This window comes from Paraglaciecola sp. MB-3u-78 (assembly GCF_002835935.1).
GTDB lineage: Bacteria > Pseudomonadota > Gammaproteobacteria > Enterobacterales > Alteromonadaceae > Paraglaciecola.
In genome coordinates, this window is record NZ_PJCF01000073.1 from 1 (window position 1) to 321 (window position 321).

Here is a 321-nt window from a genome sequence, read left to right on the forward strand (position 1 = left end):
GGTGCTGGTTATGGTGAGAGCATTACCAATATTATATCTTTGGACGAGTGGTTACTGCATAATTTACTGGCTAATTATGAACGGACCTTACACAACAGAAATAATTGGTACAGATGGTTCTGGCTTTATCATTCTAGGCACTCTTTCTCTTTTCATTTTACCTCTCTTTATAGTCGGGTGGTTTTTTTCATCAGTAAGGGAAGTGGTTATTTCGAAGTATGGCAAGAAAGTATCGTTTGTATGCTTAGCGATTATATCCACCTTTTTTCTATGGGGGACTTCAATTTGGATGAGTCTGTTTATATACGGAATTTAGCACCT

At 37.4% G+C, this 321-nt stretch carries 1 protein-coding gene; it reads left to right on the top strand.

Annotated features, from left to right (window positions below):
• On the top strand, nt 1–321 hold a 321-nt coding region (locus CXF95_RS30980), incomplete at both ends, for a hypothetical protein (RefSeq protein WP_232788058.1).